We start from the raw sequence: 13344 nt of genomic DNA on the forward strand, positions 1-13344 counted from the left end.
ATGCGGGCGGGACGCAGTGCTGTCAAGGTGGGGTCGTCGCAATCGGCAAAGCCTCGATCACGACAAAGGCCTGCGCCCAGGGATGATCGTCTGTCAGCGTGACATGTATGACCGCTTCATGACCATCGGGCGTCATGCTGGCCAAGCGTTCTGCCGCCCATCCCGTGACCTTCATCACCGGTTGACCCGTGCGCAGATTGCTTACGGCCATGTCGCGCCATGAGATGCCCATGCGAAGCCCCGTTCCAAGCGCCTTTGAACATGCCTCCTTGGCAGCCCAGCGCTTCGCATAAGTGCCGGCCACATCCTTGCGCCGCTCTGCTTTGGCCTGCTCAATCTCGGTAAAGACACGGTTTCGGAACCTGTCGCCAAAGCGGTCAAGCGTGCCCTGTATCCGCTCGATGTTGGCCAGATCAGTACCGATCCCGAGGATCATTCTTTATTGCCGGATTGGGGACTATCCAGGCGGTAAAGGTGATTGACCATCTCGGCGTGGACACCACCCGAATAATCAAAAGCACCACCGCAAGCCGCGTGAAACTGTGGCAGGCTCAGGTCCGGGAAACGGAACATCTCATCGTCAATGTATTCCTGCTCGGCCCCGAAAATGACCCGATCGATGCCCGCCCAGCGCATCGCGGCGAGACACATCTCGCAAGGCTGGCATGACGAGATAAGCGTGCACCCCTTCAATCGACGGGTGCCCAAAGCCGCAGCCGCTTTGCCGATGGTGACGACTTCGGCGTGGCGGGTCGGATCCTGATCCTGTTTTGCAGTGTTCCGCCCACGCACCAACTCGCGCCCTTCATGCAGGATCGCAGCCGTAAAGGATGGCTTGCCTTCAGAAGCCCCAATCTCGGCAGCCCAAGCGTTGATGCTTTGCATGACCTCACGCTCCAGCGCGGTAGGCTCAACGGTGCCGGTCATGCGCGTGCGGCGTCCATCAGGCGGCGCATTTCGCGGATCGCAGGGTCAAGCCCGCGAAAAATCGCCTCACCAATCAGAAAATGCCCGATGTTGAGCTCTTTTACCTCTGGAAATGCCGCAACCGGTGTGACGGTGTCGTAGGTCAGGCCGTGGCCGACATGTACCTCAAGCCCGAGATCATGGGCAAAGGCGGACATTTCGCGCATCTTCTCCAGCTCGGCGTTTGATTCATCCATCCGCCCTTCGGCAAAGGCATCGCAATAGGCACCGCTGTGCAACTCGATCACTTGCGCCCCAATGCGGTTCGCCGCTTCGATTTGCCGTTTGTCCGCAGCAATGAAGATCGACACACGACTACCCGCTTCCCGCAAAGGCGCAATAAAGTGGGCAAGACGGTTTTCCTCACGTGCAACTTCCAGACCACCTTCGGTCGTCCGCTCTTCGCGCTTTTCCGGCACAATGCAGACTGCGTGGGGTTTGTGACGCAGCGCGATTTGCTGCATCTCATCAGTCGCAGCCATCTCGAAGTTAAGCGGTACGCTAAGCCCTTCCATCAGCCCTTCAATGTCGGCATCCGAGATGTGGCGGCGGTCTTCGCGCAGGTGGGCGGTGATGCCGTCGGCACCGGCTTCTTCCGCAATCTTTGCCGCCTTCAGCGGATCAGGGTACGCACCACCGCGTGCGTTGCGCACAGTTGCGACATGGTCAATGTTCACACCCAAGCGCAGTTTTTCCGTAGATCCCATATCGCGTCCTTTCTATTTCACTTCGTCCGCCCGGCGTTTTGCATCCGCCTTGGCAGCCGTCTTCTGTTTCAGCGCCTCGAATTTGGCCTTGATCAGTCCGCGCCTGCGTTTCTGATAGGCCTGAAGCAAAGGTACAGACAGGTAATACGCAATAGTGGCGCAAATCACGCCGGGTACAATGCCGCCGATGAGATATGGATAAAAGACGTCACGGGAAAAGATCGACAGGCCAGACCAATCCACGCGGTCATCGGTGAAAATTGCCACGAAGTTGTGCCACAGATCACTGCCAGCGTCGCCGAACTTGCGGCTGAGTGTGCGCAACTCTCCCTCTTCCAGCTCGGTCCCCAGAATGAGGTGGCCGGTCTTCAGCGATGACAGTGCGATGAAAACAAAGGTCAGCGGGTTGCCGACGAAGGTCGCCATGACTGCGGCAAGCATGTTGCCTTTCATGAGCCGTGCCAGCAATGCCGCCGCCACAATGTGGAAACCGAAAAGCGGCGTGAAGGTAACGAAGACACCCGCCCAAACACCACGCGCAATGCGCTGCGGGCTGTCAGGCAACCGTTTCATCCGGTGTTTGACATAGTGAAATGCACGCGCCCAACCGCCGCGCGGCCACAAAAACTCGGCCATCGCACGCAATGTCGGTTTCGGATCGCGGCGTTTGAAAATCAAGTCATCTATCCCGGGTTCGTCTGTCGCTGCCAAATGGCGGGCTATCAGGTCTCAAAGTCATCTCGTGGGCGATTGCGCGTCAATTTTGCGATATCGCTCAATCGCGGCAACATCGCTTTCGGCCTCAAGCGTCAGCATAAGCGAATGCAGATGTGCCACATCCCGCAAATCCAGATAGATCAAAATCCGGTAAAAATCAGGCTTCCGCTCAAGAAACTCAAGATCAGAGATATTGGCGGAGGCTTCGCCGATCAAGGTGCAGATGCGCCCCAAAACGCCAGCGCCGTTGCCCACCGTCAAATCAATCACGGTGCTATAGACGGCTGGATGGTTCCCGTCATGCCAACGCAGGTCGATCCAGCGGTCCGGCTGGTCCTCATAGTCGGACAGGCAGGCGCAATCGATCGTGTGAACCGTCACCCCCTCGCCGCGGAATGTGATGCCCACGATCCGTTCGCCCGGCAGCGGGTTGCAGCAGGGAGAGCGGGAGAATGACTGCCCTGGTTCCAGACCGACAACAGCACGCTTTGCATCAATCTGTTCACCTTTGCTGGGCGTGATATCGGCATAAACAGATTGGACAACCTCGCGGCCCGTAATCTCTGAGCTGCCGAGCTGGGCCAGCAGGGCCTGTGCGCTGTCGATCCGCATGTTCTTCGCTGCTGTGCGCAGTACCTTGTCCGTTGCCCGTTTCCCCACTTGGGCAAAGGCCGAACGGGCAAGCTCCTGACCCAATTTGACAAAGCGTGCACGGTCTTCTTCGCGCAAGGACCGTCGGATCGCGGATTTGGCTTTGCCCGTGGTGGCAATATCAAGCCATGTCGGTTGCGGGGTCTGGCCCTGCGCACGAATAATCTCAATCGACTGGCCATTCTTGACACGGGTCCACAGCGGCACGCGCATTCCGTCGATCTTGGCCCCCACACAATCGTTCCCGATACGTGTGTGGATGGCATAGGCGAAATCGATTGGCGTGGCACCACGCGGCAGTTTGACCACCTCGCCTTTGGGCGTAAAACAGAACACCTGATCCGCATACATCTCAAGCTTGACCGCTTCGAGAAAGTCTTCGTGGTTTTCTTCGGCGTTGAATTGCTCGGATAGTTGTGAAATCCACTTGGCCGGATCAACGGCAAACGGGTTCCGCGAACGTTTACCATCGCGGTAGGACCAATGCGCGGCAACACCCGTCTCGGCCACATCGTGCATCTGGCGCGTTCTGATCTGCACCTCGACACGCTTGCCGTCACGGCCCGACACCGTGGTGTGAATTGAACGGTACCCGTTTGATTTCGGCTGGCTGATATAATCCTTGAACCGTCCCGGAACAGCCCGCCAACGGCCATGGATAATCCCGAGGGTACGGTAGCAGTCTTCCTCCGAGCCGGTCAGAACACGGAACCCGTAGATATCAGACAGCCGGGAGAAGCTCTGCTCCTTCTCCTCCATCTTGCGCCAGATCGAGTAAGGCTTCTTGGCGCGGCCAAATACCTCTGCCTCTATGCCCGCTTTATCGAGTTCGGCACGCATGTCGCCTGTAATCCGCTGGATCACATCACCGGTTTCGCGTTGCAGCGTGATGAAACGGCGGATGATGCTGGCGCGGCCTTCGGGGTTGAGCACACGGAAGGCCAGATCTTCCAGCTCTTCACGCATCCATTGCATACCCATACGACCCGCAAGCGGCGCATAGATATCCATTGTCTCACGCGCCTTCTGGACTTGCTTGTCAGGCCGCATCGCCTTGATCGTGCGCATATTGTGCAGACGGTCAGCAAGTTTAACCAGAATAACCCGCAGGTCCTTGGACATCGCCATGAACAGCTTGCGGAAATTCTCGGCCTGCTTTGTCTCGGTCGAATTCAGTTGCAGATTGGTGAGCTTGGTAACGCCATCGACAAGCTCGGCCACCTCGGCGCTAAAGAGCCGCTCGATGTCCTTATAGGACGCGCGGGTGTCTTCAACAGTGTCGTGTAGCAGCGCGGTGATGATTGTCGCATCGTCCAGCTGCTGCTCTGTCAAAATGGCGGCGACAGCGACGGGGTGCGTGAAGTAAGGCTCGCCCGAATGGCGAAACTGGCCGTCATGCATCTCGTGGCCGAAGTCAAAGGCCGCGCGCAGACGTTTTTCGTTGGTCTTGGGATTGTAGGCCCGGACAAGCGCGATCAGATCATCAGCAGTGATTTCAGTCGTATCCATCATCTGCCTCATGACCCGCGCCGGGCGGGAGGGGCTTACCCCTGCCCTTGTGCCGCCATCAACTGACGCAGCAGCATTTCTTCGGACATGCTGTCTTCTTCCGGCTTGTCCTGCTCCGCACCCATCAGGAGCGCCATTGCGTCTTCTTCAGGCTCATCCACTTCGATCTGGTTCTGGTTCGATTCGATCAGACGCTCGCGCAGATCGTCAGCGGATTGTGTTTCGTCCGCGATCTCACGCAGAGAGACAACGGGGTTTTTATCGTTGTCGCGATCCACAGTCACAGCAGATCCTGCAGAAATCTCACGTGCGCGATGTGCCGCCAGCATAACCAGTTCAAACCGGTTCGGGACCTTATCAACACAATCTTCTACGGTGACGCGTGCCATGGAATTCTCCAATATCTCAAAATGCGCTTAGAAGACGCCTACCTAGGGCGCTTTGTCCCGATTTACAAGCCGTTATTCCAGCAAACGCACCGCTGCGAGATCTTCTTTTTCGAGCGCATCGCGCATCTGCAAAACGGTGCGCCCCAGCACCGGATGCACCCACTCAGCGGCCACATCGGCAAGCGGCACCAGTACAAATGCGCGTTCATGCATTCGTGGATGTGGAAGGATCAGATGCTCAGGGCTTTGGTCCATCTGCTGGTCCAACCGCATTTTATGCCACCTGTCATAGGTTTGCAGGTCTGGTGCGACAGTTTCACCGAATGCAATAAGATCGATATCAAGTGTTCGTTGACCCCAGCGCTTGTCTCTTTTGCGGCCCAGCGCCGCTTCGATCTCGTGCAGCGTATCGAGGGTTTGTTGCGCGGACCACTCTGCACTCACAACTGCCGCAGCGTTCACAAAGTCCGGTCCATTCCCCACAGGAAACGCAGGTGTGCTATAAAAGGGGCTTATGGCGCGAATCACCGCGCCTTTATTTTCCAGACGACGCAGAGCATCGCGCAGTGTTTGCGAAGGTGTTCCTGCACCTGACGTGAGGTTAGAACCGAGCGCCAACAGTATTGTATCATTGCCTGTGCACATATTTCGGCGTTATTCCCCCTGTTTTCGGGCTTGTAGCGCAGGCACAATCTTCTAAACAAGCGCGCATCGGCGGATGCGGGCCTAATTGACGACAATTGATTTGAATGACCCAGCATCAAGCTACATCACTGTCATGAGTTTGGCGACGGGAACGTCGAAAGGTAATTAGAAATGTTTTATAAAGATGAGCGTCTTGCCCTCTTCATTGACGGCTCCAACTTATACGCAGCGGCCAAGACGCTCGGCTTCGACATCGACTACAAATTGCTGCGCCACGAGTTCATGCGCCGTGGCAAGCTGTTGCGAGCGTTTTACTACACGGCACTTCTGGAAAATGACGAGTATTCGCCAATCCGTCCGTTGGTGGACTGGCTGAACTACAATGGTTTCACCATGGTGACGAAGCCTGCCAAGGAATACACCGACAGTATGGGCCGCCGTAAGGTCAAGGGTAACATGGACATCGAGTTGGCCGTGGATGCAATGGAACTTGCTCCGCATGTCGATCACATCGTGATCTTCTCGGGCGACGGTGACTTCCGCCCGCTGGTAGAAAGCCTTCAGCGGCAGGGCGTGCGTGTCTCGTGTGTCTCTACCATCCGCAGCCAGCCGCCGATGATCTCGGATGATCTGCGCCGTCAGGTTGATAACTTTATCGAACTGGAAGACCTGCGTGACGTGATTGGTCGCCCTCCTCGTGAGAATGACGGCCCACGCGACGACTGAACGCATGGCGCACCCTCTGGACCCCGGCTGTCTGAGCCATTACCTCTGTTAGGGTCCAAGGAGCGTACCATGTCAAAGCCAGCGTTAACTTTATACCTTGCAGCGCCACGGGGCTTTTGCGCGGGCGTTGACCGCGCGATCAAGATTGTCGAGATGGCTTTGGAAAAATGGGGTGCGCCCGTTTATGTCCGCCACGAGATTGTTCACAACAAATTCGTCGTCGACAGTCTGCGTGACAAGGGCGCGATCTTTGTCGAGGAATTGAGCGATTGTCCCGATGACAGGCCGGTGATCTTTTCCGCCCATGGCGTCCCGAAATCAGTTCCGTCCGCCGCACAGGCCCGCAATATGATCTATGTGGACGCGACCTGCCCACTTGTCAGCAAAGTACATATCGAAGCACAGCGGCATGCAGACGCCGGATTGCAAATCATCATGATCGGGCATGCGGGACATCCCGAAACCGTAGGCACTATGGGGCAACTGCCGCCGGGCGATGTAGTTTTAGTTGAGACACCGCAAGATGTCGAAACTGTCACCATCAGAGATCCCAAAAAACTCGCTTATGTGACCCAGACAACGCTGAGTGTGGACGACACCGCCGATGTGGTCAGCGCGCTGCAATCACGGTTTCCCGATATCATCGGTCCCCACAAGGAAGACATCTGCTACGCCACCACAAACCGGCAGGAAGCGGTCAAGGCAATGGCCCCTAAGTGCGATGCAATGCTCGTGGTTGGCGCGCCCAATTCGTCCAATTCCAAACGGCTGGTCGAAGTCGGCGCACGCGCCGGGTGTAAATACGCGCAACTCGTCCAACGCGCCGATGATATCGACTGGCGCAGCCTTGAAGGGATCAGTTCCGTTGGCATCACGGCAGGTGCTTCAGCGCCCGAAGTGCTGATTAATGAAGTCATTGACGCCTTCGCTGCACGCTACGAGATGACGCAGGAATTGGTCGAGACGGCCGTCGAAAACGTCGAATTCAAAGTGCCGAGAGTCCTGCGGGAGCCCGCCTGAGATGGACCGGCTGTCGATCGTCTGGGAATGGCACGACGGCAGCTATGATCGCGCACAATTCACACGACAACCGAGCGGCTGGCGCGTCACCGGCAGGCATGGCGACACACGGTATATGATCGGCCTTGATAACGGATTTACCTGCCAATCGCTTGAAGTGACCAGCGATGCCGCCGGGCTCACGCTCAACCGTACCAGCGCCGGATGGTTCGAGACCAATACGGGCCTTGTGCCGAACAGCGCCAAAGCCGTTGATCTTGATCTGGGCTGGACGGCGGTCACCAATACCTTCCCCATTAAACGGCTGATGCAGAAGGCGCAGGACGAGAGCACCTTTGACGTGCTTATGATCAGCGGTCCCGATCTTGGGATGCGCGTGGTCGAACAAACCTACAAACGATGGGAGGACGGTTGGGTCTATGCGAACGTGAGCAGCGGCTTCACTGCCGACCTCACAGTGGACAAATCCGGGTTGGTAACGGATTATCCGGGTCTGTGTAGCCGAAAGGATCTAAGCTGATGATCTTACTCCAGTTTCTACTGACGGCATTTGTCGTCGTCATCGCGCCCGGTACCGGCGTGATCTATACGCTCGCGCTTGGCCTTGGTCAGGGTCGGCGTGCCGCGCTTTGGGCCGCATTAGGCTGCACCTTCGGGATCGTGCCACATCTGGCCGCCGCAACCCTTGGGTTGGCGGCAATTCTTCACACCTCTGCCGTGCTTTTCAACGTCGTGAAATGGGCCGGTGTTGCCTACTTGCTCTACCTCGCATGGCAAAGCCTGCGATCTGGTGGTGCGCTTGCCGTCTCGGCCACCAAAAGCGCTGAGGCAGGCTGGATCATCGCGCGGCGTGGTGCGCTGATTAACATTCTGAACCCCAAGCTTTCGATTTTCTTCCTCGCGTTGCTCCCACCATTCCTGAGTGGCAATGCCGCCACCGCAACGATTGAAATGACGCTGATGGGGGCAATCTTTATGGTCCTCACGTTCGTGGTTTTTGTTCTCTACGGGGTGTTTGCCGCTGCGGCGCGCAAACGGCTTTTGAGTTCCGAGCGGGTCATGGCGTGGCTCAACCGATCCTTCGCCGCAATCTTTGCCGCACTCGCGGGGCGTCTGGCACTGGAAAGGGCCTAAGCGATGTTGTTGGGACGCATTCCACCCGCCGCCCTTTTGCTTGGCCTTGCCGGTCTGATCCCGTTCCTTTGGGCCGCACTACTTGTACTGGACCTCTTTGCGCTGCCTGACTGGCCCCTGCCCGCGACCCTGACCACCGATGGAAAACTCATTATGATCCGCTACGGGGGGATCATTCTACCCTTCATGGCGGGTGTTCTCTGGGGGTTTGCAACCAAGGCACAGGGTCTGCAAGCCGCGGCCGCCTATGCGCTTTCTGTCCTGCCCGCCCTATGGTGGTTCTTCATGCCCGGCACCGGCGTAAACAGTGCCCTGACCAACCTGACAACAGGCTTTATCGGGCTGCTTTTGCTCGACTACGCCTTCCACCGCTGGGAGCTTGCCCCGGCATGGTGGATGGCCTTGCGCGTTCAACTCACGATCATCGTTGTTGCATGTCTCTGCATCGGGATTTTCCTGTGAGCGAACCTGAAACCATAGCCGTCTATGACGCCCAGGCAGACGATTATGATCGGATGATGCGCAAGGAAGCCGAAGAACAGCCAATTTATCAGGAATTTGTAGCCTCTTTGCCGAAAGGTGCACATGTGCTCGATCTGGGCTGCGGCCCCGGCAACTATGCACGCCTGTTCGCAGAGGCCGGATTGAAGGTCACCGCCATCGATGCCTCTGCCGAAATGGTGCAGCGTGCGGACAAGATCGAGGGTGTCAACGCACGACAGGGCTTCTTTGACGATATCAACGACGTGGATGCCTACGATGGCATCTGGGCCAGCTTTAGCCTGTTGCACGCCCCGCGTGCTGATCTGCCGCGCCACCTTGCAGCGTTGCAAAAAGCGCTGAAATCCGGTGGACAATTTTTCATTGGTATGAAAACCGGCACCGATGGCGGACGCGATAATCTGGGACGGTTTTATGAGTATTACACTATTGAAGAGCTGGAGGGATTGCTGCGCACCGCAGGGTTCACCCCGGACCGCAACTGGACCGGATACGGCAAAGGTCTTGCGGGACAATACTAAGGCTGGGTGGTGATCGACGCACATGGCTAATCTCTATGCTTATACAGACGGCGCTTGCTCCGGCAATCCCGGCCCCGGTGGCTGGGGCGCGCTCATGCAGGCGCGGGACGGCGACACGGTGGTCAAGGAACGCGAGCTGAAAGGCGGCGAGCCCCAGACGACCAACAACCGTATGGAATTGCTGGCGGCGATCCACGCGCTGGAAGCTTTGGACCGGCCTACCAAGATCACAATTGTCACGGACAGCAACTACGTCAAGAACGGCATCACCGGCTGGATTTTCGGCTGGAAGAAAAACGGTTGGAAAAATGCGGCCAAGAAGCCCGTCAAGAATGCGGAGCTTTGGCAGCGTCTGGATGCCGCCAATGCACGCCATGATGTGACATGGGAATGGGTCAAAGGCCACGCAGGCCACCCCGAAAACGAACGGGCGGACGAATTGGCCCGCGCTGGCATGGCCCCTTTCAAGCCATGACAATCGTCTCGTTTCTGGATTACGCCTCTGTGCTGGTCTTTGCCATTACAGGTGCGCTGGTCGCGAGCCGCGCACAGCTTGACCTGGTCGGGTTTGCCTTTATCGCCAGCCTAACCGCACTGGGTGGCGGCACGATCCGTGATCTTTTGCTGGACCGTAATCCGATCTTCTGGATCGCCAATCCAACCTATCTGGGTGTTGCAGCGGCAGCGTCACTGGTCATCTTTTTCACGGCGCACCTATTTGAAAGCCGGATGCGGGCTTTGATCTGGTTGGACAGTTTTGCGTTGGCAGTGGCAGTAGCAGCGGGCGTAGGTGTGGCGATATCGCTGGAGCAATCGACCACCATAGTGATCCTCATGGGCATGATTACCGGCTGCATGGGGGGATTGATGCGTGATGTAGTTGTCGGCGATGTGCCGGTAGTGCTCAAGCAGGGTGAGCTTTACGTAACTGCCGCTTTCGCAGGGGCTGCCACGGCAACGGTGGCGAAAGTGTATGGTCTGGAGACGCCGCTTGCCCTTCTGGCCTGCGCTGCGGCTACCTGGATCTTGCGTGCCGGATCATTGGCTTTTGGCTGGAACCTGCCCGTATACAGAAGCACACCGCCCAAGAGCTGAGGCGTGGCGCAGAGCCCGACCTACGGTTGCTTCATCGCCTCCAGTGAAACGGTACGATAATGAGAGCCCCGATCGAGGACACGATCGCGTTTGTTCCAGGCGAGTTGAAGCCTATTCCGAACATGATCCGCACGAAGTAGAACAGAAATGCGCCGCCGATGCAGATTATGATCGACTGGATAATGCCGTTATGGGTCCAGCCGGTTTTCTCGGACGCATACCCGATGATACCCGCGATCACGACAGTACCGAATAGGGTGAGGAACATCAGCTGTCTCCGTTCAGTTCTGTGCCGGGCGCAATCTGTGCACCGCTTTGAAACACTGCCGTATCCTGCGCAGCCTTGCCTGCCCGTTGCAAGCGCAACAGCTGGACCGCACCCTTCCCGCAAGCCACCCGCAAATCAGCATCCAGAACCTCGCCGGGTTTGCCGCTGCCTTGCGCCAAAACGGAACCAAGCACTTTGATCCGTGTGCCGTCCATTTCGAACCATGCACCTGGAGACGGGGACAGCCCGCGAATGAGCCGATCTACCTGAGCGGCAGGCTGTGCCCAGTCGATCCGCGCTTCGCCCTTGTCGATCTTGGCGGCATAGGTCACGCCTTCTTCCGGCTGGGGCTGCGGAGTCAAAGTATCGATCTGCGCGAGGGCATCTACAATCGCCGTGGCACCCAAACTGCATAGATCGTCATGCAATTGAGCCGTTGTCTGGGTTGCACCGATTTCGATTTCACGCCGTAACAATACTGGTCCGGTATCAAGCCCCGCATCCATTTGCATAATGCAGACGCCGGTCTTTTTATCCCCTGCCATGATGGCCCGGTGGATCGGTGCCGCACCGCGCCAGCGGGGCAACAGGCTGGCGTGAATGTTCAGGCATCCTTTCGACGGTGCGTCCAACACGGCCTGCGGCAGGATCAATCCATAAGCAACCACGACAGCAATATCCGCCTTGAGCGCGGCAAACTCCGCCTGAGCCTCCGGCGTTTTCAATGACACCGGATGGCGCACCTCAAGGCCCAGCGCGTCGGCGCGGACATGTACAGGGGTCGGTCGATCCTTTTTGCCGCGTCCAGCGGGACGGGGCGGTTGGCAATAGACCGCTGCGATCTCGTGACCGGCATCCACCAGCGCGTCCAGAACGGTGACGGAAAATTCCGGCGTTCCCATGAAAACAATGCGCATTCGACTTTCTCCGTCTCGTAGTGGGCCAAGGGACCACCTTACTTGCTGCGTCAGCCGCCGAGCTTTTTGGCTTTGCGCAAGAGCATGTCGCGCTTGGTCTTGCTCAGCCGGTCGAAATACATCCGCCCTGCCAGATGGTCGATCTGATGCTGCACACTGGTAGCTTCCAGTCCTACGAACTCACGCCGGGAAATCACGCCATGCTCATCCAGATAGCGGACAGAAACTGCACGCGGCCGGGTGATCTTGGCCGAGACACCGGGCAAACACGGGCTCGCCTCTTCGTGCTCGTTCGGTTTTGCAGAGGCTTCAAGGACCTGTGGATTCGCCATCAGAATGCGCCGCTTGCGGTCGTTAGACGTATCAACAACAGCCAGCTGCATCATGACACCGATCTGTGTTGCGGCCAATCCCACGCCGGGCATCGCATCCATCGTGTCGACCATATCAGCCCAAATCTCGCGCACCTCGTCAGTGATTTCTGACACCTCTGGCACCTTTGTGCGCAGGCGTTTGTCCGGCCATTGCAGGATCGGTCGAACCGTCATTGCGCTGCATACTCCGCCATCAGAGCCTCGCGGTCAGCGGCCATAAGGTGGTCAAAGGTGACCACCCCGTCCAGATGATCCAGCTCATGTTGCGCACATGCGGCCGCAAAGCCGTCAAAGCTCTGGACATAGCGTCCGCCATTCAGACCGGTCCAGACCATCTGCACCTGCGCCGGACGGGAGACGTTCGCCATCACACCCGGGATACTCAGACAACCTTCATCGTTGCTTTGGCGTTCTTCACTTACTTCTTGCAACATCGGGTTGATGCAAATGATCGGGTCGGACTTTCCTTCTTTCCAGCCTGTATCCATCACGAAAATCCGCTGCATGACACCAACTTGCGGCGCAGCAAGACCGCGACCGGGTGCTGCGTACATTGTCTCAAGCATATCGGCAGTAAGGGCTTCGATCTCGGGCGTGATCTTCTCAACCGGCGCACAAGTCTCTGTCAGCCGCGCATCGGGCCATGTCAGGATCGGCAGCACCGTCATGCGCGGGCCAGCTCACGTTTAAGCTTCACCATCTTGCGAGTCATCATCTGGCGTTTGAGCGGTTTCAGGTAGTCAATGAACAGCTTGCCATCCAGGTGGTCAATCTCGTGCTGGACACAGGTGGCCCACAACCCATCGAAGGTATCGGTTTGCAGCTTCCCGTCGCGATCCATCCACTCGACATCTACAACCTTTGGGCGGGTCACATCCGCATAGAGGTCAGGCAGGGATAAACAGCCTTCTTCATAGGTGTTCTCCTCATCGGACGAAGCCAGAACTTTGGGGTTGAACATGACCATCGGGCGCGGCGTCTCGCCCTCTTCTTTCACGCAATCAAGGACGATCAGACGGTCCATGATCCCGATCTGCGGAGCGGCCAGCCCGATGCCCGGCGCTTCATACATGGTCTGCAGCATGTCGTCCGCCAGCAGGCGCAGATCATCGCTCAGGTCCGCCACCGGTGTGGCAACCTTTTTCAGTCTCGGGTCGGGGTGCAAAAGGATGTTGCGTTTCATGGGAGGGATGTAGGCGATGAT

General features: G+C 57.5%; 20 protein-coding genes. 8 read left to right on the forward strand and 12 right to left on the reverse strand.

All coding sequences use genetic code 11. From position 1 onward, the window contains the following. Nucleotides 1–22 precede the first annotated feature (22 nt). From acpS to folK, 7 genes are all read right to left on the reverse strand, one after another. Nucleotides 23–436, reverse strand: a complete 414-nt coding sequence (gene acpS, locus Z946_RS0105700) for a holo-ACP synthase (RefSeq protein WP_025054766.1) — start codon at nucleotides 434–436, stop codon at nucleotides 23–25. After that, entirely contained in the window at nucleotides 433–927 is a 495-nt protein-coding gene (locus tag Z946_RS0105705; protein ID WP_025054767.1) for a nucleoside deaminase, read from the reverse strand. Before Z946_RS0105705 ends, acpS begins: the two co-directional genes overlap by 4 nt. After that, nucleotides 924–1673: a pyridoxine 5'-phosphate synthase gene (locus Z946_RS0105710; RefSeq protein ID WP_025054768.1), complete on the reverse strand. Its 750-nt coding sequence runs from the start codon at nucleotides 1671–1673 to the stop codon at nucleotides 924–926. The genes Z946_RS0105705 and Z946_RS0105710 overlap by 4 nt, the downstream gene beginning before the upstream one ends. Nucleotides 1674–1685: 12 nt before the next feature. Then, nucleotides 1686–2351, reverse strand: a complete 666-nt coding sequence (locus Z946_RS0105715) for a DUF2062 domain-containing protein (protein WP_025054769.1) — start codon at nucleotides 2349–2351, stop codon at nucleotides 1686–1688. A gap of 57 nt (nucleotides 2352–2408) precedes the next feature. After that, on the reverse strand, nucleotides 2409–4550 hold the full coding sequence (locus Z946_RS0105720) for a RelA/SpoT family protein (RefSeq protein WP_037969075.1): 2142 nt from the start codon (nucleotides 4548–4550) through the stop codon (nucleotides 2409–2411). 35 nt (nucleotides 4551–4585) lie between these two features. Beyond that, entirely contained in the window at nucleotides 4586–4939 is a 354-nt protein-coding gene (gene rpoZ, locus Z946_RS0105725; protein WP_025043502.1) for a DNA-directed RNA polymerase subunit omega, read from the reverse strand. A gap of 72 nt (nucleotides 4940–5011) precedes the next feature. Further along, nucleotides 5012–5584 (reverse strand): 2-amino-4-hydroxy-6-hydroxymethyldihydropteridine diphosphokinase, encoded by a 573-nt coding sequence (gene folK, locus Z946_RS0105730; RefSeq protein ID WP_025054771.1) that lies wholly within the window; start codon nucleotides 5582–5584, stop codon nucleotides 5012–5014. A 171-nt stretch (nucleotides 5585–5755) separates the two neighbouring features. On the opposite strand from folK, the gene Z946_RS0105735 reads away from it, so the two are divergent. From Z946_RS0105735 to Z946_RS0105770, 8 genes are all read left to right on the forward strand, one after another. After that, entirely contained in the window at nucleotides 5756–6310 is a 555-nt protein-coding gene (locus tag Z946_RS0105735) for a LabA-like NYN domain-containing protein (protein WP_025054772.1), read from the forward strand. Between the two features lie 69 nt (nucleotides 6311–6379). Next, on the forward strand, nucleotides 6380–7330 hold the full coding sequence (gene ispH / locus Z946_RS0105740) for a 4-hydroxy-3-methylbut-2-enyl diphosphate reductase (RefSeq protein WP_025054773.1): 951 nt from the start codon (nucleotides 6380–6382) through the stop codon (nucleotides 7328–7330). A 1-nt stretch (nucleotide 7331) separates the two neighbouring features. Beyond that, nucleotides 7332–7850 (forward strand): putative glycolipid-binding domain-containing protein, encoded by a 519-nt coding sequence (locus tag Z946_RS21000; RefSeq protein ID WP_025054774.1) that lies wholly within the window; start codon nucleotides 7332–7334, stop codon nucleotides 7848–7850. Next, the gene (locus tag Z946_RS0105750) at nucleotides 7850–8464 is read left to right on the forward strand and encodes a LysE family translocator (protein WP_025054775.1); all 615 of its coding nucleotides are present in this window, start codon (nucleotides 7850–7852) and stop codon (nucleotides 8462–8464) included. Before Z946_RS21000 ends, Z946_RS0105750 begins: the two co-directional genes overlap by 1 nt. Before the next feature lie 3 nt (nucleotides 8465–8467). Then, a complete protein-coding gene (locus Z946_RS0105755; RefSeq protein ID WP_375782147.1) occupies nucleotides 8468–8926 on the forward strand; it encodes a DUF3429 domain-containing protein in 459 nt (152 codons plus the stop codon). Beyond that, the gene (locus Z946_RS20465) at nucleotides 8923–9486 is read left to right on the forward strand and encodes a class I SAM-dependent DNA methyltransferase (RefSeq protein WP_037969076.1); all 564 of its coding nucleotides are present in this window, start codon (nucleotides 8923–8925) and stop codon (nucleotides 9484–9486) included. The genes Z946_RS0105755 and Z946_RS20465 overlap by 4 nt, the downstream gene beginning before the upstream one ends. Nucleotides 9487–9508: 22 nt before the next feature. Further along, the gene (gene rnhA, locus Z946_RS0105765) at nucleotides 9509–9961 is read left to right on the forward strand and encodes a ribonuclease HI (RefSeq protein ID WP_025054777.1); all 453 of its coding nucleotides are present in this window, start codon (nucleotides 9509–9511) and stop codon (nucleotides 9959–9961) included. Further along, nucleotides 9958–10581, forward strand: a complete 624-nt coding sequence (locus Z946_RS0105770) for a trimeric intracellular cation channel family protein (RefSeq protein WP_025054778.1) — start codon at nucleotides 9958–9960, stop codon at nucleotides 10579–10581. The genes rnhA and Z946_RS0105770 overlap by 4 nt, the downstream gene beginning before the upstream one ends. 31 nt (nucleotides 10582–10612) lie before the next feature. Here the strand turns inward: Z946_RS0105770 and Z946_RS0105775 are convergent, their stop codons facing one another. The 5 genes from Z946_RS0105775 to def (Z946_RS0105795) are packed head-to-tail and all read right to left on the reverse strand — an operon-like array spanning nucleotide 10613 to nucleotide 13323. Beyond that, nucleotides 10613–10849 carry a hypothetical protein gene (locus Z946_RS0105775; protein WP_025054779.1) on the reverse strand — a complete coding sequence of 79 codons (237 nt, stop codon included), beginning with the start codon at nucleotides 10847–10849 and terminating at the stop codon, nucleotides 10613–10615. Beyond that, nucleotides 10849–11766 (reverse strand): methionyl-tRNA formyltransferase, encoded by a 918-nt coding sequence (fmt, locus tag Z946_RS0105780; RefSeq protein ID WP_025054780.1) that lies wholly within the window; start codon nucleotides 11764–11766, stop codon nucleotides 10849–10851. Before fmt ends, Z946_RS0105775 begins: the two co-directional genes overlap by 1 nt. A gap of 50 nt (nucleotides 11767–11816) precedes the next feature. Continuing rightward, nucleotides 11817–12314 (reverse strand): peptide deformylase, encoded by a 498-nt coding sequence (gene def, locus Z946_RS0105785; protein ID WP_025054781.1) that lies wholly within the window; start codon nucleotides 12312–12314, stop codon nucleotides 11817–11819. Beyond that, nucleotides 12311–12808, reverse strand: coding sequence for a peptide deformylase (gene def / locus Z946_RS0105790; protein WP_025054782.1), 498 nt, complete (start codon nucleotides 12806–12808; stop codon nucleotides 12311–12313). Before def (Z946_RS0105790) ends, def (Z946_RS0105785) begins: the two co-directional genes overlap by 4 nt. Further along, a complete protein-coding gene (gene def, locus Z946_RS0105795) occupies nucleotides 12805–13323 on the reverse strand; it encodes a peptide deformylase (RefSeq protein WP_025054783.1) in 519 nt (172 codons plus the stop codon). Before def (Z946_RS0105795) ends, def (Z946_RS0105790) begins: the two co-directional genes overlap by 4 nt. Between the last annotated feature and the right edge of the window lie 21 nt (nucleotides 13324–13344).

Origin of the sequence: Sulfitobacter noctilucicola, from assembly GCF_000622385.1 — a bacterium.
Lineage (GTDB): Bacteria > Pseudomonadota > Alphaproteobacteria > Rhodobacterales > Rhodobacteraceae > Sulfitobacter > Sulfitobacter noctilucicola.